17 protein-coding genes and 1 tRNA gene are annotated in these 20568 nt (G+C 74.4%); 14 read left to right on the forward strand and 4 right to left on the reverse strand.

Annotation, left to right across the window (positions count from 1 at the left end):
- Nucleotides 1-52 precede the first annotated feature (52 nt).
- The 13 genes from SH587_RS06995 (at nucleotide 53) to SH587_RS07055 (ending at nucleotide 13764) form a co-directional block, all read left to right on the forward strand.
- Complete coding sequence (locus SH587_RS06995) at nucleotides 53-1978, forward strand: amino acid permease (RefSeq protein ID WP_320669868.1); 1926 nt, start codon at nucleotides 53-55, stop codon at nucleotides 1976-1978.
- Entirely contained in the window at nucleotides 1975-2166 is a 192-nt protein-coding gene (locus SH587_RS07000; protein ID WP_320669869.1) for a hypothetical protein, read from the forward strand. The genes SH587_RS06995 and SH587_RS07000 overlap by 4 nt, the downstream gene beginning before the upstream one ends.
- Before the next feature lie 2 nt (nucleotides 2167-2168).
- Nucleotides 2169-4199, forward strand: coding sequence for an amino acid permease (locus tag SH587_RS07005; RefSeq protein ID WP_320669870.1), 2031 nt, complete (start codon nucleotides 2169-2171; stop codon nucleotides 4197-4199).
- 96 nt (nucleotides 4200-4295) lie between these two features.
- A complete protein-coding gene (locus SH587_RS07010) occupies nucleotides 4296-5918 on the forward strand; it encodes an FAD-binding oxidoreductase (protein ID WP_320669871.1) in 1623 nt (540 codons plus the stop codon).
- Nucleotides 5915-6796, forward strand: a complete 882-nt coding sequence (locus tag SH587_RS07015; RefSeq protein WP_320669872.1) for a diacylglycerol/lipid kinase family protein — start codon at nucleotides 5915-5917, stop codon at nucleotides 6794-6796. The genes SH587_RS07010 and SH587_RS07015 overlap by 4 nt, the downstream gene beginning before the upstream one ends.
- A gap of 51 nt (nucleotides 6797-6847) precedes the next feature.
- On the forward strand, nucleotides 6848-8293 hold the full coding sequence (locus SH587_RS07020) for an MFS transporter (RefSeq protein WP_320669873.1): 1446 nt from the start codon (nucleotides 6848-6850) through the stop codon (nucleotides 8291-8293).
- Nucleotides 8290-8982: an ArsR/SmtB family transcription factor gene (locus SH587_RS07025; protein WP_320669874.1), complete on the forward strand. Its 693-nt coding sequence runs from the start codon at nucleotides 8290-8292 to the stop codon at nucleotides 8980-8982. The genes SH587_RS07020 and SH587_RS07025 overlap by 4 nt, the downstream gene beginning before the upstream one ends.
- A gap of 9 nt (nucleotides 8983-8991) precedes the next feature.
- Nucleotides 8992-9777: a class I SAM-dependent methyltransferase gene (locus SH587_RS07030; protein WP_320669875.1), complete on the forward strand. Its 786-nt coding sequence runs from the start codon at nucleotides 8992-8994 to the stop codon at nucleotides 9775-9777.
- 67 nt (nucleotides 9778-9844) lie between these two features.
- Nucleotides 9845-10270: an NAD-binding protein gene (locus SH587_RS07035; RefSeq protein WP_320669876.1), complete on the forward strand. Its 426-nt coding sequence runs from the start codon at nucleotides 9845-9847 to the stop codon at nucleotides 10268-10270.
- A complete protein-coding gene (locus tag SH587_RS07040) occupies nucleotides 10270-10932 on the forward strand; it encodes a potassium channel family protein (protein WP_320669877.1) in 663 nt (220 codons plus the stop codon). Before SH587_RS07035 ends, SH587_RS07040 begins: the two co-directional genes overlap by 1 nt.
- Nucleotides 10933-10998: 66 nt before the next feature.
- Nucleotides 10999-11070, forward strand: a tRNA-Gln gene (locus tag SH587_RS07045).
- A 213-nt stretch (nucleotides 11071-11283) separates the two neighbouring features.
- Nucleotides 11284-12201 (forward strand): hypothetical protein, encoded by a 918-nt coding sequence (locus tag SH587_RS07050; RefSeq protein WP_320669878.1) that lies wholly within the window; start codon nucleotides 11284-11286, stop codon nucleotides 12199-12201.
- Between the two features lie 195 nt (nucleotides 12202-12396).
- Nucleotides 12397-13764, forward strand: a complete 1368-nt coding sequence (locus SH587_RS07055; RefSeq protein WP_320669879.1) for an NAD(P)/FAD-dependent oxidoreductase — start codon at nucleotides 12397-12399, stop codon at nucleotides 13762-13764.
- Nucleotides 13765-13768: 4 nt separating this feature from the next.
- Here the strand turns inward: SH587_RS07055 and SH587_RS07060 are convergent, their stop codons facing one another.
- A complete protein-coding gene (locus SH587_RS07060) occupies nucleotides 13769-14527 on the reverse strand; it encodes an SDR family NAD(P)-dependent oxidoreductase (RefSeq protein ID WP_320669880.1) in 759 nt (252 codons plus the stop codon).
- A gap of 157 nt (nucleotides 14528-14684) precedes the next feature.
- On the opposite strand from SH587_RS07060, the gene SH587_RS07065 reads away from it, so the two are divergent.
- Nucleotides 14685-15632, forward strand: a complete 948-nt coding sequence (locus SH587_RS07065) for an AraC family transcriptional regulator (protein ID WP_320669881.1) — start codon at nucleotides 14685-14687, stop codon at nucleotides 15630-15632.
- Here SH587_RS07065 and SH587_RS07070 read toward each other — a convergent pair.
- The 3 genes from SH587_RS07070 to SH587_RS07080 form a co-directional block, all read right to left on the reverse strand.
- Nucleotides 15620-16645 carry a glucosaminidase domain-containing protein gene (locus tag SH587_RS07070; RefSeq protein ID WP_320669882.1) on the reverse strand — a complete coding sequence of 342 codons (1026 nt, stop codon included), beginning with the start codon at nucleotides 16643-16645 and terminating at the stop codon, nucleotides 15620-15622. The two genes, SH587_RS07065 and SH587_RS07070, sit on opposite strands and share 13 nt — an antisense overlap.
- Before the next feature lie 95 nt (nucleotides 16646-16740).
- Nucleotides 16741-18666 carry an ABC transporter ATP-binding protein gene (locus SH587_RS07075; RefSeq protein WP_320669883.1) on the reverse strand — a complete coding sequence of 642 codons (1926 nt, stop codon included), beginning with the start codon at nucleotides 18664-18666 and terminating at the stop codon, nucleotides 16741-16743.
- Nucleotides 18663-20483, reverse strand: a complete 1821-nt coding sequence (locus SH587_RS07080; protein WP_320669884.1) for an ABC transporter ATP-binding protein — start codon at nucleotides 20481-20483, stop codon at nucleotides 18663-18665. The genes SH587_RS07075 and SH587_RS07080 overlap by 4 nt, the downstream gene beginning before the upstream one ends.
- Between the last annotated feature and the right edge of the window lie 85 nt (nucleotides 20484-20568).

Consider the following 20568-nt stretch of genomic DNA (forward strand, 5'->3'; position numbering starts at 1 on the left):
GCGCCGGCCGCGCGACGGTCGCCGCGGCACGGCGTAGACTGCCGCGTCGGCCATGGCCGAACGACGACTCCACGGACTGCAGCGGGTCCTCGGGACCAACGCGCTCTTCTCGACCGCGTACGGGAACGTCGGTTCGTCGATCTACTACGCGCTCGGTCTGGTCGCGAGCTTCGCGCTCGGCCTGACGCCGGTCGTCTTCATCATCACCGGCGTCATCTTCTACTTGACGGCTGCCACCTACGCCGAGGCGACCTCGATGTACCCCGAGGCGGGCGGCTCGTCGAGCTTCGCCCGTCGCGCCTTCAACGAGTTCTGGTCGTTCTTCGCGGCGTGGGGCCAGATGCTCAACTACACGATCACGATCGCGATCAGCTCGTACTTCGTGCCGCACTACCTGGGCGGCCTGTGGGAGCCGATCTCGTTCCTCCGCCACGCGCCCGGCGACGTGGTCTTCGCGATCGTGGTGATCGGGGCGCTGGCGGCGATCAACGTCGTCGGGGTCAAGGAGTCGGCGGGGATCAACATCGCCCTCGCCGTCACCGACTTCCTGACCCAGGTGCTGCTGGTCGGGCTCGGCCTGTTCCTCGTGTTCAGCCCCGACCAGCTGATCGACAACATCGACCTCGGGGTCGCGCCGGAGTGGAAGGACTTCTTCATCGCGATCCCGATCGGGATGGTCGCCTACACCGGGATCGAGACGATCTCGAACATGGCCGAGGAGGCCAAGGACGCCGGCACCACCGTGCCGGCGGCGATCAAGCGGGTGGTGATCGCCGTCTTCGCGATCTACGCCTTCCTGCCGATGGTCGCCCTCTCCGCGCTGCCGGTCACCAAGGGGGAGGACGGCACCTACACCACGCTGCTGGGCCTGCCCGAGAGCCAGGGCGGCTACGCCGGCGACCCGATCCTCGGCGTCGTCAAGCACATGGAGCTGGGCGTCCTCCAGACCCCGGTCGAGGTCTACGTCGGCCTGCTCGCGGCGACGATCCTGTTCCTCGCCACCAACGCCGGCGTGATCGGCGTCTCGCGGCTCGTCTACTCGATGGGCATCCACCGCCAGCTGCCCGACCGGCTGCGGACGCTGCACCCGAAGTTCGGCACGCCGTGGTTCGGGATCCTCGTCTTCAGCGTGCTGGCCGCGATCGCGGTGATCCCGGGCAAGGCCGACTTCCTGGGCAACATGTACGCGTTCGGGGCGATGCTCTCGTTCACGATCGCCCACGTCGCGGTCGTGCGGCTGCGGCTGAAGTACCCCGACTTCGACCGGCCCTACCGCGGCCCCGGCAACCTGCGGATCGGCGGCCGCTCGCTGCCGCTGTTCGCGATCGTCGGCGGGCTCGGGACCGGGATCGCCTTCGTCGTCGTCACCGGCCTCCACCCGTCGGTGGCGCTGGCCGGCCTCGGCTGGATGGCGACCGGGCTGGTGATCTACCCGCTCTACCGCCGCAGCCAGGGCCTCGACCTGCGGACGACGCACAAGATCGCCACCCCCGAGGCGGTCGTCGACCACGAGGCCGAGTACGAGTCGGTGATCGTCGCGCTGCTCGGCCTGCGCTACTCCGAGGGCGCGCTCTCGACCGCCGCCACCGTCGCGGCCAAGCGCCGCCGCGGGATGTTCCTGCTGGTTCCGATCATCGTCCCCGCCTCGTCGCCGATCGACGCCCGCCTGCCCGAGCAGGAGCGGGCCGCCGAGGCCCTGATCGAGCAGGCGCGGCTGCAGATCGGCAGCCGGATCAGCGGCCGCTGGGTGAAGGTCCGCGCCGGCCAGTTCGGCCGCGTGGTGGTCGAGCACGCCCGCACCACCAAGGCCCGCGCGATCGTGATGTCGATCCCGCCGAAGGCGCCGGCCGGCGGCATCAGCCGCAGCATCGAGACGGTGATGGCCGAGCGCCCCTGTCGCGTGATCCTGCAGGCCGACCCCGACGCGCGGACGGTCGCCCAGCTCGGCAAGGCCACCACGACGGGAGCGTCGGCGTGAACCGCGGACTGCACGGGCAGGTGACGATCGTGCTCTCGACGGTCGTGGCGCTGCTGGGGGTGGCGCTGATCGTGATCGCGATCGCCGGCGGCGGCGGACCGCTGGCCCGCGGCGTGCTGATCGGCGCGCTGTTCGTGCTCGCCGGCGCGGGCCGGGCGTGGATCGCGTGGAAGGGTCCCGGGGGCTGACGATGCCGAGCGCTCGCAAGGCGATCGCCCACCGCGCCTTCGGCTCGCCGGCGGTCTTCGCGGTCACCTACGCCTCGCTCGCCGGCGGGCTCTACCTGCTGCTGGGCCCGATCGCCGGCGCCGCCCTCGGGGCGACCCCGCTGGTGATGCTGGCCGCCGCGCTGCTCTTCGGGCTGGCGGTGATGACCTACGTCGAGGGCGCCTCGCTGCACCCCGAGCGCGGCGGCTCGCCGACCTTCGCCCGCTACGCCCTCGACGAGGCCTGGAGCTTCGTCGCGGCGTGGGCGCTGCTGCTCGACTCGCTGCTGCTGACCGCGGCGGCGACGCTGGCGGCGACCAACTACCTGGAGGCGATCTGGCCCGAGACCGCCGAGGGCTGGGTCGAGATGACGATCGCGGCGCTGCTGCTGTCGGCGATCACCGTCCGCACGATCCGCGGCCACGCCCCGCGCCGGCTCGGGCGGCTGTCGGCGGTCGTCGCCTTCGACCTGGTGCTGCAGGCGCTGGTGGTGGTGCTGGCGATCGTGCTGCTCTCCGACCCCGGCTCGCTGACCGAGGAGCTGGAGATCGGCACCAGCCCCGACGTGCAGGGGATCCTCTTCGGCCTCGGCGCGGCGATGGTGGTCGTGACCGGGCTCGAGTCGGCCTCGGGGCTGGCCGGCGAGCTGTACATCGGCCGGGCCGGGCTCAAGCGGCTGGTGGTGGCGCTGCCGCTGGTGATGCTGGTGCTCTACCCGGGGCTGGCGATCGCCGGCCTGATGGCGCTGCCGGTCCACGACGGCAGCACCGCGCTCGCCGACCGCTGGGTCGACGCGCCGATCCTGGGGATCGTCGACCAGCTCGACTCCGGGCCGCTCCGCGACGTGCTGCGGATCGTGGTCGGCACCGCCGGCGCGGTGACGCTGGCCGGGATGGCGCTGGCCTCGATGGGCAGCGCCAGCCGGATCACGTCGCACATGGCCCGCCACCGGCAGCTGCCGACCCGGATCGGCCGCCTGCACCCGCGCTACGGCACGCCGTGGATGGTGATCGGCGCGACCGCCGGGATCGCCGCCGGCCTGGTCGCCGTCCGCGACATGGACGCGCTGGTCGGGATGATGGCCTTCGGCGTGATGCTGGCGGTGACGATCGCCCACGTCTCGGTGATCCGGCTGCGCTTCACCGAGCCGGACCTGCGGCGGCCGTACCGGATCCCCTTCAACGTCCGCGTGCGCGGCCGCGCGGTGCCGGTGCCGGCGGTGGTGGGGGCGGTCCTGAGCGCGCTGGTCTGGCTCTCGATCGTGATCTCGCACCCGGCGGCGCGGGCGGTCGGCTTGGCCTGGATCGCGATCGGCGTGGTCGGCTACGTGCTCTACCGCCGCAGCCGCGGGCTGCCGGTGCGGGGCCGGGTGGCGGTGCCGGAGCAGGCGCTGCGGCAGGACACCGGCGAGCAGCCGATGTACGGCTCGATCCTGGTGCCGCTGCTCGGCACCGCCCTCGACGACGACGTCGTCCAGACCGCGGGCCGGCTGGCCGGCGGCGACGACGAGACCGACATCGAGGAGGGCTACGCGGTGATCGAGGCGGTCTGGATCCACGTGCTGCCGATGTCGCTGCCGATCGACGGGCCGCTGGCCGACGGGCGCCTGAAGGAGGCCAAGCAGGCGCTCTCGCGGGCGAAGGCGGTCGGCGAGGAGTACGAGGGCGTGCGGGTGGCGACCTCGGCCGTTCGCGCCCGCTCGCTCGGCAAGGCGATCGTCGACGAGGCGGCCCGCCGCGGCTGCCAGGCGATCGTGATGGTCGCCCCGCCGCCGACCGGCCGCTCGCGCAGCGGCCGCGCGGGGTCCGCGCTGGGAGCCCGCGGCGGCCGCGGCGACGTCCTCAACGAGGCCTCGCGCTACGTCGTCGACAAGGCCCGCTGCCAGGTGATCCTGACCGCGCCGGCGCTGGAGGAGACCGAGGCCGTGATGCGCAAGCGGCGCGAGGCCGAGGGCGCGGGCGTCGACGCCGAGGCGCTGACCGACGACGACGAGCGCTGGCTCGAGCAGCTCTGAGGTCCGCCGGCGGCCGGCTTGCCGCGCCGGCCCGCACTGGTTACAGTTGAACACTTCTTGGCAAAGTGTTCACCTGAGATCGCGAGACGGACCCCGATGACGAGCGCCCGCCCTGACCACGGCTACCCCGAGATCGCCTGGGCGGGCTGGGGCGATCCAGCCGATGCCGCGCCGCTCTCCGACGCGCTCCGCGACCTGCTCGGGCAGGCGCTCGGCGTTCGCCGCGAGGGCACCCCGGTGCCGCCGGTCGGCGAGCTGCGCGCGCCCGCCTCGACGCTGCCCGCCGCCGTCCGCGAGGCGCTGGTGGCCGCCGTCGGCGCCGACCACGTCCACGAGGACGACGAGGCCCGCCTGCGCCACACCCGCGGCCGCTCGACCCCCGACCTGCTGCGGCTGCGCGAGGGCCAGGTCGAGGACGCCCCCGACGCGGTCGTGCTGCCGACGACGCACGACGAGGTGCTGGCCGTGCTCGCCGCCTGCGCCGAGGCCCGCGTGGCGGTCGTGCCCTTCGGCGGCGGCACGTCGGTGGTCGGCGGGCTCGAGCCCGAGCGCGAGGGCTTCGCGGCGGTCGTCGCGCTCGACCTGCGGCGGATGGACCGGCTGGTCGACGTCGACCCGGTCTCGCGCACGGCGACCCTCGAGCCGGGTCTGCGCGGGCCCGACGCCGAGGCGCTGGTCGCCGCCCACGGCTTCACGATCGGCCACCACCCGCAGTCGTTCCTGTGGGCGACGATCGGCGGCTTCGCGGCCGCTCGCTCCAGCGGCCAGGCGTCGGCCGGCTACGGCCGCTTCGACGAGATGGTGGTCGGGCTGCGGGTCGCGACCCCGACCGGCACGCTCGAGCTCGGGCGGGCGCCGAAGAGCGCCGCCGGCCCCGACCTGCGGCAGCTGGTGCTCGGCTCGGAGGGCGCCTTCGGCGTCATCACCCAGGTCACGGTCGCGGTCCAGCCGCTGCCCGAGGAGCGGGTCTACGACGGCTGGCGCTTCCCCTCCTTCGCCGAGGGCACGGCGGCGCTGCGGCGACTGACCCAGGACGGTCCGCGGCCGACGGTGCTGCGGCTCTCCGACGAGGTCGAGACCGCGCTCAACCTGGCCCGGCCGGACGCGATCGCGTCCGGCGACGCGCCCGGCGGGGTGCTGGCGATCGTCGGCTTCGAGGGCACCGCGGCGGTCGTCGCCGAGCGCCGCGCCGCGGCCACGGCGGTCCTCCGCGAGCTCGGCGGCGAGCCCGACGCCGAGGCCGGTCCCGCCTGGGAGCACGGGCGCTACAAGGGCCCCTACCTGCGCGACGCGCTGCTCGACGCCGGCGCGCTGGTCGAGACGCTGGAGACGACGACCTTCTGGTCGAACCTGCCGGCGCTCTACGCTGCGGTCGGCGACGCGCTGCGCGACGCGCTGACCGGGCAGGGGACCCCGCCGGTGGTCCTGACCCACGTCTCGCACGTCTACCCGACGGGGGCCTCGCTCTACTTCACCGTCGCCTGCGCCCAGATCGACGACCCGCTCGCCCAGTGGCAGCGGGCCAAGCGGGCGGCGAACGACGCGATCGTGGCCGCCGGCGGCTCGATCAGCCACCACCACGGGGTCGGGGTCGACCACCGCGAGCACCTGGCCGAGGAGATCGGGCCGCTCGGGGTCGCGCTGCTGCGAGCGGCGAAGGACGCCGTCGACCCGCAGGGCATCCTCAACCCCGGGGTGCTCGTCGCCCCACGGCGATGAGCGCGCGGCGGCTGCACGTCCTCTGCAACCCGACCGCCGGCGGCGGCCGCGGCGCCCGCGCGCTGGCCGCCGTCGAGGCGGCGCTGGGCGGCCACGGGATCGAGGTCGTCGTCGAGCGCAGCGACTCGCACGAGCACGCGGTCGCGCTGGCGCGGGCGGCGGCCGCGAGCGGCGCCGAGGTGGTCGCCTTCGGCGGCGACGGGATGGTCCGGCTGGTGGCGCACGAGGTCCGCCACAGCGACGCGACGCTCGGGATCCTGCCCGGCGGCCGCGGCAACGACTTCGCGGCCCGGCTGGGGATCCCGCGCGATCCGATCGCCGCCTGCGCGCTGCTGGTCGACGGCGCCACGCGGACGATCGACGTCGGCGACGCCGACGGCGAGACCTTCGTCGGGGTCGCCTCGATCGGGCTCGAGTCCGAGGTCACGCGGCTGGCCAACGCCGCTCCGCGGATCGGCGGCCGGGCCGTCTACGCGGGGGCGATGGTGGTCGGGCTGGCCCGCTGGCGGCCGGCGACGTTCGTGCTCGAGGTCGACGGCGAGCCGCAGCGGGTGACCGGCTTCCTGGCCGCGGCGGCGAACTCGGGCCGCTTCGGCGGCGGGATGCGGATCGCGCCCGACGCCGCGCTCGACGACGGCCTGCTCGACCTGGTCGTGATCGAGCACGGCACCCGCCGCCGCTTCCTGCGCAACGCGCCGAAGGTCTTCACCGGCCGTCACGTCCACGAGCCGGACATCCGCGTGCTACGGGCGCGCGAGGTGCGGATGGACGCCGACCGGCCGTTCGAGGTCTACGCCGACGGCGACCCGATCGCCCGCACGCCGGCGGTGGTGCGGGCGGTGCCGGCGGCGCTGGCGGTGATCGCGCCCCCGGAGTGAGCGGGGGAGGGCGGGCTTGACGTCCGGCCATATTCTAATAATCTTTGGAATATGGCCTCAGACGAAGCAGCAGCGGAGCGCGCCACCTGGGGCGCGCTCTTCGATCGCGCCCACCGGGCCGCCGTCACCGTCTTCGCCGGCGGCGTCGCCCTCTACGCGGTCAACGTCTACCTGACGACCAGCCTGCTGCCGAACGCCGTCGACGAGATCGGCGGCTTCGAGCTCTACGCCTGGACGATGACGATCTTCCTGGTGGCCTCGGTCTTCACGTCGATGCTCGTCAGCCAGGCGCTGGTCCGCTACGGCGCCCGCAACGCCTACGGGATCGGCCTGGTCCTGTTCGCCGCCGGCAGCGTGGTCGCCGCCGCCGCGCCGACGATGACCGTGCTGCTGGTCGGGCGGGCGCTCCAGGGGCTCGGCGGCGGCCTGCTGGCCGGGCTCGGCTTCGCCCTCGTGCGCACGATCCTGCCGCCGCGGCTGTGGCAGCGGGCGATCGCGCTGATGTCGGCGATGTGGGGCGTCGGGAACGTGATCGGGCCGCTGCTCGGCGGGCTCTTCGCCGAGATCGACCTCTGGCGCGGGGCCTTCGTGCTGCTGGCCCTGACCGCGGTCGCGATCGGCGTCGTCGCCTGGCGCTCGCTGCCGGCGCGGCACGAGACCGACGGCCGCGCCGCCCCGGTGCCGTGGATCGCGCTCGGGCTGCTGGCCACCGGCGCCGCCGCGGTCAGCGTCTCCTCGGTGGTCGACGGCAGCGCCCCGATCGCGCTGCTGCTGGCGGTCGCGTTCGGCCTGCTGGTCACCTTCGTGGCCCGCGAGCGCCGCTCGTCGGTGCGGGTGCTGCCCGAGCTGACCTACCGCCGCGGCTCGGCGCTGCGCTGGATCTACCTCTCGATCGCGGTGCTCGCGGTCGGCTCGACGGTCGAGACCTTCCTGCCGCTCTTCGGCCAGCGGCTCGGCGGGCTCTCGCCGCTCGGGGCCGGGCTGCTCGGGGCCTCGCTCTCGTGGGGCTGGAGCATCGCCTCGATCCTCAACGGCGGCGTCACCGACCCGCGGGCGAAGGACCTCAACCGGATCGCCGGGCCGCTGGTGCTGGCCGTCGGGCTGGTCGCCTACACCGCGCTCCAGACCCCCGATCCCGACGGGCTCCGGATCGCGCTCTGGTTCGCGACCCTGATCGTCGCCGGGGCCGGGATCGGGATGGCGTTCGCGCACTGGATCCCCGCCGCGATGGGGATCAGCCCCGATCCGGAGCAGGCGAACAAGGCCGCCGCCGGCGTCAACACCGTGCAGCTGATCGCCAACGCCTTCGGCTCGGCGGTCGCCGGCGTGCTGGTGACGATCGGCGGACCGGGCATCCTCGGGTCGGCGCACCTGCTCGGCTACGGTTACGCGATGGTCGCCCTGCTCGGCGCCGCGGTGGCGCTCCCGGGCCTCGCCCGCCGGCGCGCGCCGTCGTCGGCCGTCGCCCCCGCCTACGCGACGAGGGACGGCGGGTGAGCGACCACAGCTACGACGAGCTCGACGACGCCGGGGTCTACGCGCAGCTCGCGCGGCTGGGCAAGGCGCTGTCGAACCCGCTGCGGATCCGGCTGCTCGACCTGCTGGAGCAGGGCGAGCACACCGTCGAGGAGCTGGCCGCGGCCGCCCGCGCGCCGGTCAAGAACACCTCGGCCCAGCTCCAGCAGCTGCGGGCGGTCCAGCTGGTCGCCACCCGCCGCGAGGGGGTCCGGATCCACTACCGGCTGGCCGACCCGAGCGTGACCGGGTTCCTGGCCGGCTTCGAGCGCTTCGCCGGCGAGCGGCTGACCGAGATGCGGGCCGAGCTGGAGGCGCTCTACGCCAAGCCGGGCGGGATGGAGCGGATCGGGATCGCGGAGCTGGAGCGGCGGATGCGCGAGGGCCACGTGGTCCTGGTCGACGTCCGGCCCGCGACCGAGTACGCCCGCGGCCACCTGCCGGGGGCGATCTCGATCCCGGTCGACGAGCTGCGGCGGCGGATCGACGAGCTGCCGGCCGACGCGACCGTCGTGGCCTACTGCGAGGGGCCGTACTGCTTCGCCTCCGGCGACGCGGTCGCGATCCTGGCCGCGGCCGGGCGCGACGGGCAGCGGGTCGACGGCGGGCTCGCCGGCTGGGTCCGGGCCGGTCGCGCGCTCGAGCTCAGCGGCGGCGGAGCCGGGGGATAGGGTCCGGCCATGTTCGACTGGAGCCTCGGCGAGTACGAGCTGACCGCGACCCAGCTGCTGCCGGCGGCGGAGCGGGCGGTCGCGGAGGCGGCGATCGGCGCCGGCGAGCGGGTCCTCGACGTCGCCTGCGGGACCGGCAACGCGGCGCTGCTGGCGGCCGCCCGCGGTGGGGTCGCGACCGGCGTCGACTCGGCGCCGCGGCTGCTGGAGGTCGCGGCCGAGCGGGCCCGCGAGGCCGGCGTCGCGGCCGAGTGGCGGGCGGGCGAGGCCGCGGCCCTGCCGGTGCCCGACGGTGGCTTCGACGCGGTGCTCTCGGTCTTCGGCGTGATCTTCGCCCAGCCGCCCGAGCCGGCCGTCGCCGAGCTGGTGCGGGCGACCGCGCCCGGCGGCCGGATCGTCCTCACCACCTGGACCGCCGAGGGCACGGTCGCCGCCGCCGGCCAGGTCGTGCGGCGGGCGATCGCCGAGTTCGCCGGCCCCGACGCGGTCGCCACCGGCCCCGCCCCGCGCGACTGGGGCGACCCGCAGGTGCTGGCCACGCTCTTCGGCGCCCACGGGATCGCGCCGCGGGTCGAGCGGGTGCCGCTGGCCTTCGTCGCCGCCTCGCCGGAGGCGTTCGCCGACGAGTGGCTGACCTCGCACCCGATGTGGCTGGCCGCCCGCGACCTGCTCGGCGAGCAGCGCTACGCGGCGCTCCGCGAGCCGCTGGTGGCGGCCCTGGAGGAGGGCAACGAGGACCCGGACGGCTTCCGGGCGACCAGCGTCTACCTGCTCGTGCGGGCCGAGGTCGACTGAGCCGTCCGGGGGGTCGGCGAACGGCCGCGGCGGACGGCGCTCGCCGGCGCGCTATCGTGCCGCGCGTATGTTCGTGCTCATCGTCGGGGCGGGCCGCGTCGGCGCGGCCGTCGCACAGTCGATGCTCGCCCAGGGGCATGAGGTCTCGGTCCTCGACGAGGACCCCCTCAGTCACGAGCGGCTCGACGCGGGTCTGTCCACCTCCTGGGAGGAGGCGGGAGGCCGCTTCACCGTCGGCCAGGGGATCGAGGTCGAGGCCCTGCGCGAGGCGGGCGTCACCGACGCCGACGTCTTCATCGCCTCGACCGACGGCGACAACACGAACCTCGTGATCGCCCAGGTCGCCCAGAAGAAGTTCGGCGTCGCGACGGTGATCGCACGGGTGATGGACCCGGCCCGCGCGACCTGGTTCGCCGAGCAGGGCGTGCGCACGATCTGCCCGACGCTCGAGGCGATCAGCATGTTCGAGACGGCCCTGAGCGAGGTCAGCTGATGTACGTCGTGATCGCCGGCGGCGGCAAGGTCGGCTGGAACCTGGCGCGCGAGCTGATCGAGAAGGGCCACGAGGTCACGCTGATCGAGCAGACCCGCTCGCGCTACCTGACGATCGAGGAGGAGCTCGAGCACGCCGTCCAGTACGGCGACTCGACCGAGATGTGGGTGCTGGAGCGCGCCGGCATCCAGCGCGCCGAGCTGGTCGTGGCGGTCACCGGCGACGACGAGGACAACATCCTCATCTGCCAGATGGCGCGCGAGAAGTACGACGTCCAGCGGACGATCGCCCGCGTCAACAACCCCCGCAACCGCGAGCTGTTCGAGCTGCTCGGGGTCTCGCCGGTGGTCTCGGCGACCGACCTGATCCTGCGCCTGATCGAGCACGAGGTGCCGAGCTTCGGGCTCGTCCACCTGCTCGACCTGCACGCCGAGCGGCTGGAGATCGTCGAGGTCGAGGTCACCGCCGGCGCCCCCGCCGCCGGGGCCCGCGTGGCCGACGTCGCGATGCCCGACGGCTCGCTGATCATCTCGATCCTGCGCCAGGGCGCGGGCTTCGTGCCGAAGCCGGACACCGTGATCGAGGTCGGCGACGAGGTGCTCGTCGTGCTCGACCCGGGGCTCGAGGCGGGGATCACCGGCCTCTTCACCGCCGCCGCCTGAACGGGCGGTGGTCGCGCCGCACCGGCCGGCCCCGGCCGCTATGATCGCGGACCGCTGAAGCGCCCTTGCGGGATGGTGTAATTGGCAACACGCCTGATTCTGGTTCAGGTATTCAAGGTTCGAGTCCTTGTCCCGCAGTCTCTCGAAGCCCCCGTCTCCACGGGGGCTTCGTCGTTCCCGGGCCGGCCCGCGTTGACAGGTCGACGGAAGACGAACTAGTGTCCATCACGCTTGGTGGCGCCAGCCGTCGACGTCCGTCGTCGGCCGGCGTTGGAGGGGGGCGTCGCGCGGCCGGGCCGCGTCGCCAGTGCACTGCCACGCCCGGTGCTTGGAGGGACCATGGGGGACACGATGGGACACCGCGATCGCCGGGCGCGTGCCGTGCGCCGGGCACGACGGGCATCCGCCGTTGCGCTCGCCGTCACGACCTGCGGCCTGGTCGCCGGCTCGGCCCAGGCCGCGCCGACGCCGGCCCAGCTGCAGGACGCGATCCAGCAGCTGACGAGCAAGACGACCAGCGCGCTGACGACGAAGGCGAAGACCGCCGAGGCGCCGGCCGCGGCCGACGCGGCGGAGTGGACGAAGCCGTTCGACTGCCAGACCAACTACCCGGGCGCGCTGCTCTGCTTCCAGTTGCAGACGACCTCGGGCAACGCCCAGGTCGGCAGCTTCAAGGCCTCGCTCGACAAGTCGCCGATCTCGCTCGCGGGCGGGCTCGACGCCAACCTCTCGCCGATCCCGGCCGCGCCGGGCAGCGGCAGCGGGGGCGGCGGCGGCTTCCCGACGATCGACGTGCCCGGCGGGGTGACCGGCATCCAGCCGCTCCAGGACCTGCTCGACCGGCTCGCCCTCGGCGGGCTGACCGGCGTCAAGGCCGCGTTCGCCCCGGTCGGGACGCCCGGCTTCGGCCTCGACCTCGGCACCGGTGAGATCGGCGCCTCGCTGCAGCTCTACGTCAAGGTCCAGAGCCTGCTGCTCGGCAACGACTGCTCGATCGGGACCGCGAAGAAGCCGATCGCGCTGAACCCGAAGGGCGGGATCGACGGGATCGACCTCCAGGCCGACCACATCCGCCTGGCCCTGCACCTGGACGACGACACGTTCACCGTCCCGGGCGCGGCCAACTGCGGCCCGCTCGGCCTCGGCGGCCTGCTGACCGGCGCCAAGATCAACCTGCTGGACGGCATCATCAACTCGCGGCTCGGCCTGCCCGCCGGCAGCGGCCGCAACCACCTCAACCTGAAGGCGGACCTGGTCCTCTTCCCGTGAGCGTGGCGGGGCGAACGTCGCACGCTCCGCGCGACGCTCGCCCCGTGTGACGTTCACCCCCGCCCGCGGGGGTGAACGTCACATCGCCGGGCGGGGCAGCGTCGCATGTGACGTTCGCCCCGACCGGCTCGTGGCGTGCGTCGCGAGCCGCTCGTGCCGTTGGTCTCTTCCGGAGCCAGCCCGTACGCTCGGGGCATGGCCTGGAACATCGTCATCGCCGGCGGCGGCTTCGGAGGCTTCGAGGCGGCCCGCAAGCTGGAGCGGCTGCTGCCGCGCCACAGCGCCCGCCTGACGCTGGTCTCGGACCAGAACTTCATGCTCTACACGCCGCTGCTGCCGGGCGCGGCGGCGGGCACGCTGGAGCCGCGCCACGCGGTCGTCCCGCTCCGCGACCAGCTGCGCGACACCGACCTGCGGCTGGGCGCCGTCAGCGGCGCCGACCCGCAGCGCAAGCTGCTCCAGGTCACCACCGGCGACGGCCGCGAGCTGGAGCTGCCCTACGACCAGCTGATCGTCGCGGTCGGCTCGGTCTCGCGGACGCTGCCGATCCCCGGCCTGGCCGAGCACGCGGTCGGGATGAAGACGCTGCCGGAGGCGATCGCGCTCCGCAACCGGCTGCTCCAGAGCCTCGAGGTCGCCGAGGGGATCGACGACCCGGCCGACCGCGAGGCGTGGCTGACCTTCGTCTTCGTCGGCGCCGGCTACGCGGGCCTGGAGGGGCTGGCCGAGCTGCAGGACTTCGCCACCGACCTGCTCGACCGCTATCCGCGCTGCCGCGTCCAGGGCGTCCGCTTCGTGCTGGTCGAGGCCCGCGACCGGGTGATGCCGGAGATCCCCGAGTCGCTGGCCAGCTTCGCCACCGACGAGCTGCAGCGGCGCGGGATCGAGATCCGGACCGGGACCACGATCGACGCGATCAGCGAGTCGACCGCGACCCTCGCCGGCGGCGAGGTGGTGCCGACCCGGACCGTCGTCTGGACCGCCGGGGTCAAGCCGAGCCCGGTCGTCCAGCGGCTGGGGGTGCCGCTGCACGAGCAGAGCGGCCGGATCGTCGTCGACCGGACCCTGCGGGTGCCCGGCGTCGACGGGGTCTGGGCGATCGGCGACGCCGCTCACGTGCCCGACCCGCGCGACCTGACCAAGCCGGCCCCGCCGACCGCCCAGCACGCGATCCGGCAGGGCCGGCGGGTGGCGGAGAACGTCGCCGGCGCCCTCTCCGGGACCCCGCCGCGGACCTTCCGCTACAAGACCCTCGGCGTCTTCGTCGACCTCGGCCGCGGCAAGGCGGTCGCCTCGACCCTCGGCCTCCGCTGGCGGGGCGTGCCGGCGTGGTTCCTGGCCCGCACCTACCACCTGCTCTCGATGCCGGGCCTGACCCGCAAGATCCGGCTGGTCGCCGACTGGACCGTCGGGCTGTTCTTCGGCCGCGACGGCTCGGAGCTGGGCCGGCTGGGGCACCCGGGACGGCTCGACACGCCCGACCGGATCGCGCTCGAGCGGGACGCCGCCGCGGCCGAGCAGCCGGTGGAGGAGCTGGCCGCCGGCCAGGCCGCGGGCGCCTAGCCGGTCAGAGCCGGAAGCCGCCGGAGACCTCGAGCAGCTCGCCGGTGACCCAGCCGCACTCGTCGCCGAGCAGGGCGGCGATCGCCCCGGCCACGTCCTCCGGCTCGCCGAGCCGGCCGAGGGTGGTCTCGGCGGCCAGCGGCGGGATCAGCTCCGGGTGGCGCTCGAAGGCGTCGCCGCCGAGCCGGGTCCGGGTCGGGCCCGGCGCCACGGCGTTGACGCGGATCCCGCGCGGTCCGAGCTCCTTGGCCAGGTAGCGGGTGAGGACGTTGAGCCCGCCCTTCATCGACGCGTAGGCCGCGTAGCCGGGCGAGACCGCCACCGGCAGCGCCGCGTTGCTGCTGGTGCTGACCACCGCGCCGCCGTCGGCCAGCAGCGGCAGCAGCCGGCGGGTCAGCAGGAACGGGCCCTTCAGCAGCACCCGGTAGAGGTCGTCGAGCAGCTCCTCGTCGGTCTCGGTGAACGGGGCGGCCCGCGCGAGGCCGCCGTTGTTGACCAGGTGGTCGAAGGTCGTCCGCCGCCAGCGCTCGCGCAGCTCGTCGGCGAGCCGGTCGGCGAAGGCGGGGAAGGCAGCGGCGTCCGCCAGGTCGAGCGGCAGCGCCACGGCGCTTCCGCCCTCGCGCTCGATCTCGGCCACGGCCTGCTCGGCGCCGGTCGGGTTGGCGTTGTAGGTCAGGACGACCCCGGACCCGCCCGCGGCGAGCCGGACGGCGGTGGCCCGGCCGATGCCGGAGCTGGCCCCGACGACGACGGCGATCTTCATGCGTGCTCCCTTCGTGGTGGACGCCGCCCAGTCAACCGCCGGAGGCCCCGCGGGTGGCAGAACAGAGACCGCCGATCATTGCCTGATCCTGCTCCATTGAGCTGTCGATGGTCGGAACGACCCGTATGGACCGCAGCACGGATGTACGATCCTGCCGATGGAGGACGACCCCGCGACCGCTGCCCTGCTCGCCGAGCTGCGCGAGCTGATCGCCCGCCACGTGCGCGACGACGAGACCACGGCAATCGACGGCGTGTTGCTGTCGGCGGCGACGGCGCCGCGATCGCCGCGGGCGGCCAGCTCCGGCTCGGTGCTGGCGGTGATCGCCCAGGGGCGCAAGCGGCTGGCGCTCGGCGAGCAGGTCCACGAGTACGGCCCGGGCCAGTACCTGGTGGCCTGCGTCGACCTGCCGGTGACCGGCCACTACGTCGGCGCCAGCCCGCAGCGGCCGGCGCTCGGGTTCGGCCTGGCGCTGCGGCCGGCCACGATCGCGGCCCTGCTGCTGGAGGCCCCGGTGCCGCCGGGTGCCGCCGCCCCGCGGCCGGGTGCCGCCCCGCGGCCGGGTGCCGCGCCGCCACTCGGGGTCGCCGACGCGCCCGCGCCGCTGCTCGACGCGGTCGTCCGGATGGCGCGGCTGCTCGACGCCCCCGCCGACCAGGCGATCTTGGCGCCGATGCTGGAGCGCGAGATCGTCTGGCGGCTGCTGGCCGGACCGATGGGGGCCAGCGTGCGCGAGATCGGCCTGGCCGACAGCAGCCTGACCCAGATCAGCCGCGCGGTGCGCTGGATCACCGAGCACTACGGCGAGCCGTTCCGGGTCGACGAGCTCGCGCGGCGGAGCGCGATGAGCGTCTCGGCGTTCCACCGGCTCTTCCGGGCCGTCACCGCCTCGACGCCGGTCCAGTTCCAGAAGCAGATCCGGCTGCAGCGGTCGCGGCTGCTGCTGATGGCCGGCGCCGACGACGTCGCCACCGTCGCCCACCGGGTCGGCTACGAGAGCGCCTCGCAGTTCAGCCGCGAGTACCGCCGCCAGTTCGGGCAGCCGCCCGGCCGCGACGCCGCCCGCCTGCGGGGCGCGGCCGCGACCGCCGATCAGCGGTCGTAGCGGGTCAGCTTCTCGTTCCGCATCAGCCGGATCAGGCTGTTGCTGTACGCCGGGTCGGTCGCGTAGCCGGCCTTGTGGACCTCCTTGGCGAACCGCTCCGGGTCGTCGCTGTAGTCGAAGGCCTTGGCGTAGCGGCTGTTCTGGCGCAGGAAGAGCCCGTGGTCGTCGAACGAGTCCTGCATCCCGCGGTACATCCGGAACGCGGCCAGCTGGCGGACCAGGCGCCCGGACTCGCTCTCGTAGGTCGGCTTCAGCACGCAGCCGACCGCCTCGGTCGCCCAGCGGTAGATCCCGTTCTTGCTGTCGACGGCCTGGGCCTTGATCCCGAAGTAGTTGTTGGCGCCGGCGGTGGCGGTGCCCGAGGCCGACTCGAGGATCGCCTGGGCCAGCGTCACCGAGGCTGGCACCTGGGTGGTGCGGCTGGAGGCCTGGGCCAGCGGCCCGGCGGTGGCGATGAACGCCGCCCGGTTGGCCGGCGCGGCCACCAGCGGGACCGTCGCGTAGGAGCCGCAGCGGCCCTGCTGCGGGTTGACGTCGGCCGGCGGGCCCGGCTCCGACCAGCGGCAGTAGTGGGCCACCATCGCCGTCTTCTCGTTCTGGACCGAGGCGTCGGGCACGTAGCCGTGGCGGCCGCTGGGCAGCCGCACCCGGTCCCAGATCCGCGAGGTCCCCGAGTAGCCCGAGGCCCGGACCGAGTTCATCTGGCAGAGGACCTTGACCGTCGCGCCATTCTTCAGCGAGCCGACCGTCCGCTTCTGGTTCGGCAGGTAGCGGACCTTGATCTTGCGCGACGACTGGAGCTTGATCGTGCCCACGTTCGACGGTCGCGACGACGCCTGCCGGAGGCCGGCGGTGGCGCGTCCGGCGGCGCGACGCTCGCTCGGCCCGTTCGGCGGCGAGCCGGCCGCGGGGCCGGCCAGCGCGGTCCCGCCCGGCCCGGTCGGCGAGGCGGCCGCGGCGGGGCCGGCGGCGATGGTCGCGAGCGCGCCGGCGGCCACGGTGGCGGCCAGCATGCGCATGGTCGTGGGCGCGAGGCGTGGGGTCATCTCGTCTTGCAACCGATGGGGGGTCGGGATGTTGCGGCGCCGGTCGGCGTCCGCCCGCAGTCTTACGGAGCGGCCGGGGACGGTGCGTCGGTCGTGCCCCGTTGCCAGTCCTCGTGCAGCTTGGCGTAGACGCCGCCGCGAGCCAGCAACTCGTCGTGCGTGCCGGCCTCGCAGATCCGGCCGCGCTCGACGACGGCGATCAGGTCGGCGGAGCGGATCGTCGACAGCCGGTGGGCGATCACGATCGCGGTCCGGTCGGCCAGCAGCCGCTCCAGCGCCTCCTCGATCCGGCGCTCGGTCCGCAGGTCGACGTTCGCCGTCGCCTCGTCGAGCAGCAGGATCGACGGGCCGCCGGGCCGGCCGTCGGCGGCCGGGGCGCCGGCGATCAGCGCGCGGGCGAAGGCCACCAGCTGCCGCTGGCCGGCGGAGAGCGAGCCGCCGCGCTCGCCGACCTCGGTGTCGAGCCCCTGCGGCAGCTGGTCGAGCACGTCGCCGGCACCGAGGTCGGCCACCACCCGCTCGACCTCGGCCCGGGTCGCCCCGTCGCGGCCGAAGGCGATGTTCTCGGCCACGGTGCCGGTGAAGAGGAAGCCCTCCTGGGGCACGATCCCCATCCGCGAGCGCAGCTCCCGCTGGCGCAGCTCGCGCAGGTCGACCCCGTCGAGCAGCACCCGGCCGACGGTCGGGTCGATGAAGCGGGCGGCGAGCTTGACCAGCGTCGACTTGCCGGCCCCGGTGCTGCCGACCAGCGCGACCGTGGCGCCGGCCGGGATCGTCAGGTCGATCTCGTGCAGGACCAGCGGCGGCGCCTGCCCGGCCGCGGCGGCGAACGGCGCCCCGTCCGCGGGCGAGCGGGTCGGGGCCGGCACGCCGTAGCCGAAGCTGACCCGCTCGAACCGCAGCTCGCCGCGCAGCGGGTCGGGCAGCGGCCGCGGGTCGTCGGGGTCGGTCAGCGTCGACTGCTGGTCGAGCAGGCCGCCGATCTTCTCCAACGCGGCCATCCCCGACTGGAAGGTCGTGTAGACGTTCGAGAGGTCGGCGATCGGGCCGAAGAAGTTGTCGAGCGCGGTCACGAAGCCGATCAGCACGCCGATCGTCACCGCCCCGTCGATCGCCTCGGCGCCGCCGACCAGCAGCACGATCACGATCGCCGCCGTCGACAGGTACTCGACGGCGGGGAAGTAGGCCGCGTTCAGGTAGACTGTCTTCATGTTCGCCCGGCGGTTGTCGTCGCCGAGCTCGTGGAAGCGGTCGAGGTGGCCGCGCTCGCGGCCGTAGGAGCGGATCACGCGGACGCCGGAGAGGGTCTCCTGGAGGTGCGCCGTGATCGCGCCGATCGTCTCGCGGGTGCGGGCGAAGGCGTCGACCGACGCCAGCCGGAAGGCGAGCGAGCCCAGCAGCAGCACCGGGATCGTGGTGAAGGTGATCAGGGCCAGCTTCAGGTCGAGCGAGATCAGGATCACGATCGACCCGATCAGCATCAGCAGCGACGAGAGCAGCGTCACCAGGCTCGAGCTGATCATCGTCTGCAGCGCGTCGACGTCGTTGGTCATCCGCGAGACGAGCACCCCGGCCCGCTGGCGCTCGTGGTAGCTGACCGGCATCTGCAGCAGGTGGCGGAAGATCCGCTCGCGGAGGTCGCTCAGCAGCCGCGCCCCGAGCCAGCCGACCAGCCGGTCGCGGACGACGCTCGCCACCAGCCCGACCAGCGAGACCCCGAGCAGCACCGCGACCAGCAGCGTCAGGTGGTCGAGGTTGCCCTTCGCCAGCCCGTCGTCGACCGCCTTCGCGGCCAGCGGCGCCGGCGCCAGGCTGGCGGCGGTGGCGATCAGCAGCGCCACCACCAGGATCGCGATCCGGCCGCGGTAGGGCCGCATCATCCCGAACAGGCTGCGGGTCCGGCGGCCACGGCCGCGGGTGGCGGCCCGTCGCCGGCGGAGGTCGGCCAGCGCGTCGCGGACGGCCGAGGAGCGGGCGGGGGCGCTCATGCCTCCGGCACCTCGACCGGCTCCTGCTTGCGGGTCAGGAAGACCTGGCCGGCCATCCCGTAGGTGACGATCTCGCGGTAGAGCGGCGACCGCTCCAGCAGCTCCTCGTGGTCGCCGACGGCGGCGACCCGGCCGCGCTCCAGCACCACCACCCGGTCGGCCAGGCGGACGGTCGACAGCCGGTGGGCGATCACCAGCGTCGTGCGGCCGGCCATCACCTCGTCGAGGCCGGCGGCGATCGCCTGCTCGGTGCTCGCGTCGACGTTGCTGGTGGCGTCGTCGAGGACCAGGATCCGAGGCCCGCTCGCCCCGCGGGCGGGCGACCCGGCCGGCCGGTCGGGGCGGGCCAGCAGCGCACGGGCGATCGCCAGCCGCTGCCGCTGGCCGCCGGAGAGGGTCAGGCCGCGCTCGCCGACGACCGTCTCGTAGCCGTCGGGCAGGGCGGCGATGAAGTCGGCCGCGCGGGCCTGCTCGGCGGCCCGCTCGATCTCCGCCCGGGTCGCGCCGGGGGCGGCGTAGGCGATGTTCTCCGCCACGCTGGCGGTGAAGAGGAAGGGGTCGTCGTCGACGATCGCGATCTCGCGCCGGAGCGCGATCGGGTCGAGGTCGCGGACGTCGACCCCGTCGATCAGCACCCGCCCGGCGGTCGGGTCGTAGAGCCGCGGCAGCAGCTGGATCAGGGCGGTCTTGCCGGAGCCGGTCTCGCCGACGATGGCGATCCGCTGGCCGGCGGGGATGGTCAGGTCGACCTCCTCCAGCGCCGGCCGGGTCTGGCCGGGGTAGCGGAGGGTCACGCCCTCGAAGCGGATCGCGCCGCCGCCGTCGGCCGGCAGCGTCAGCGGCGGCCGGTCGCGCGGGGCGACGATCGTCGGCTCGCGGTCGAGGACCTCGAACAGCCGCATCCCGGAGGCGGTCGCGCGCTGGCCGAGGCCGAGCATCACGCCGAGCGACCGCAGCGGCTGGATCAGCATCAGCACGTAGACGTAGAAGGCCGCGAACTGGCCGATCGTGAGGTCGCCGTCGACGACCATCCGGCCGCCGGCCAGCAGCACGATCGCGAGGCTGATCTGGGGCAGGAACTGCACGAACGGCTGGAACGCCGACTCGATCCGGACCGCCCGCAGCTGCTTGGCGAAGGCGTGCTCGACGGTCGCCTCGAAGGCCTGGCGGCGGCGCTCCTCGGCCGCGAACGCCTTCACCACCCGGATCCCGGAGATCGACTCCTCGGCGGCGGCGGTCAGCTCGGCCACCGCCTGCTGGGCGTCCTGCTGGGCCGGTCGGCCGCGGGTGCCGTAGGCGTGGCCGACGAAGACGATCAGCGGCGCCGGCAGCAGCGCCAGCAGCGCCAGCAGCGGCTGCTGGATCGTCATCGCGATCGCGGCCAGGACCACGGTCAGCAGCGACTGGACGATGAAGATCAGGCCGTAGCCGAGGAAGAAGCGGACCGCGCTCAGGTCGACGGTCGCCCGCGACATCAGCTGGCCGGTCTGCCAGCGGTCGAAGAAGCCCAGCTCGAGCGCCTGCAGGTGGCCGTAGAGCCGGTCGCGGAGGTCCTGCTCGACCCCGAGCGAGACCCGCCCGGCGACCAGCCGGCGGCCGATCGTCAGCAGTAGCCGCCCCAGCCCGAGCAGCGCGATCGCGACCGCGAAGAAGGTCAGCCCGCCGCGGTCGCCCTCGCGGATCTGGTCGATCCCGCGGCCGACCAGGTAGGGGCTGAGCACGGTCACGCCCATCGCGAGCAGCGCGAGGCCGAAGCTGATGGCCCAGGTCCCGCGGTACGGCCGCAGGAACCCGAGCAGACGACGGAACGTGGGCACCGGGAGCGAGTCTAGGGAGCGACGATCGCCGGCCCGTGGAGGCGGGCCGGCGGGTGACGGTCGCCCGACCTTAGGACTTCGAGCA

The organism is Patulibacter defluvii, assembly GCF_034096925.1.
GTDB classification, from domain to species: domain Bacteria; phylum Actinomycetota; class Thermoleophilia; order Solirubrobacterales; family Solirubrobacteraceae; genus Patulibacter; species Patulibacter defluvii.

Excerpts from the sequence above, each read along its gene's own strand:
- SH587_RS07035 (WP_320669876.1), top strand. The coding sequence starts at position 9,845 with ATGTTCGTGCTCATCGTCGGGGCGGGCCGCGTCGGCGCGGCCGTCGCA.
- SH587_RS07075 (WP_320669883.1), bottom strand. The coding sequence starts at position 18,666 with ATGAGCGCCCCCGCCCGCTCCTCGGCCGTCCGCGACGCGCTGGCCGAC.
- SH587_RS07015 (WP_320669872.1), top strand. The coding sequence starts at position 5,915 with ATGAGCGCGCGGCGGCTGCACGTCCTCTGCAACCCGACCGCCGGCGGC.
- SH587_RS07005 (WP_320669870.1), top strand. The coding sequence starts at position 2,169 with ATGCCGAGCGCTCGCAAGGCGATCGCCCACCGCGCCTTCGGCTCGCCG.
- SH587_RS07050 (WP_320669878.1), top strand. The coding sequence starts at position 11,284 with ATGGGACACCGCGATCGCCGGGCGCGTGCCGTGCGCCGGGCACGACGG.
- SH587_RS07040 (WP_320669877.1), top strand. The coding sequence starts at position 10,270 with ATGTACGTCGTGATCGCCGGCGGCGGCAAGGTCGGCTGGAACCTGGCG.
- SH587_RS07065 (WP_320669881.1), top strand. The coding sequence starts at position 14,685 with ATGGAGGACGACCCCGCGACCGCTGCCCTGCTCGCCGAGCTGCGCGAG.
- SH587_RS07070 (WP_320669882.1), bottom strand. The coding sequence starts at position 16,645 with ATGCTGGCCGCCACCGTGGCCGCCGGCGCGCTCGCGACCATCGCCGCC.
- SH587_RS07060 (WP_320669880.1), bottom strand. The coding sequence starts at position 14,527 with ATGAAGATCGCCGTCGTCGTCGGGGCCAGCTCCGGCATCGGCCGGGCC.
- SH587_RS07030 (WP_320669875.1), top strand. The coding sequence starts at position 8,992 with ATGTTCGACTGGAGCCTCGGCGAGTACGAGCTGACCGCGACCCAGCTG.
- SH587_RS07055 (WP_320669879.1), top strand. The coding sequence starts at position 12,397 with ATGGCCTGGAACATCGTCATCGCCGGCGGCGGCTTCGGAGGCTTCGAG.
- SH587_RS06995 (WP_320669868.1), top strand. The coding sequence starts at position 53 with ATGGCCGAACGACGACTCCACGGACTGCAGCGGGTCCTCGGGACCAAC.
- SH587_RS07010 (WP_320669871.1), top strand. The coding sequence starts at position 4,296 with ATGACGAGCGCCCGCCCTGACCACGGCTACCCCGAGATCGCCTGGGCG.
- SH587_RS07020 (WP_320669873.1), top strand. The coding sequence starts at position 6,848 with ATGGCCTCAGACGAAGCAGCAGCGGAGCGCGCCACCTGGGGCGCGCTC.